Origin of the sequence: Neobacillus paridis, from assembly GCF_016765675.1 — a bacterium.
In the GTDB taxonomy this organism is placed as follows: Bacteria; Bacillota; Bacilli; order Bacillales; family Cytobacillaceae; genus Neobacillus; species Neobacillus paridis.
The window spans coordinates 1-500 of sequence record NZ_JAESWB010000322.1; the positions used below are offsets into that span (position 1 = coordinate 1).

Sequence of the window (500 nt, forward strand, 5' to 3'; positions counted from 1 at the left end):
CCACGCGGCAGCCGGCGCATCGACGTCTACAGTCCCAAGCTGCGGCGCCGTCTGCAGTGCTTCGGAGAGGCCATTTATCATCAGTGCCTTTGCCTGGAGGCGGATCCGACGGTTCTAACCTACTGCGAACGTCCGGTTTATCTTACGATCGGAAATGAGAAGCACCTGGCCGATTTTTGGGCGAGGCAGGTCGATCGCGAGTGGATCCTATTCGTCGGTGACAGCACGCCCTCATCCATGGCACGCATTGGAGCCGTTGAGTACGAAGTCCGAGCCGTACCAGCAGCCGAACTTGCGGCTGCCCGCGTCTGGATCGAGAACTGGGAACGCATTCTGCCGGTTGTCACCTCGTGCCAAGATCTGTTGATGACGCCGCTGCTGGACGCCGTGCGACGGTTCGTTTACAAGCCGACCCAACTCACGCACATCGAACAGGAATTTGCCAGCATGGACCTCATCCTGGTCCGCGCAGCCGCATTTACGTTGGTGCACAGCGGGCG

1 protein-coding gene is annotated in these 500 nt (G+C 60.0%); it reads left to right on the top strand.

Features of this window, described 5'->3' with window-relative positions; genetic code table 11:
- On the top strand, positions 1-500 hold a 500-nt coding region (locus tag JK635_RS19385; protein WP_202655589.1), incomplete at both ends, for a hypothetical protein.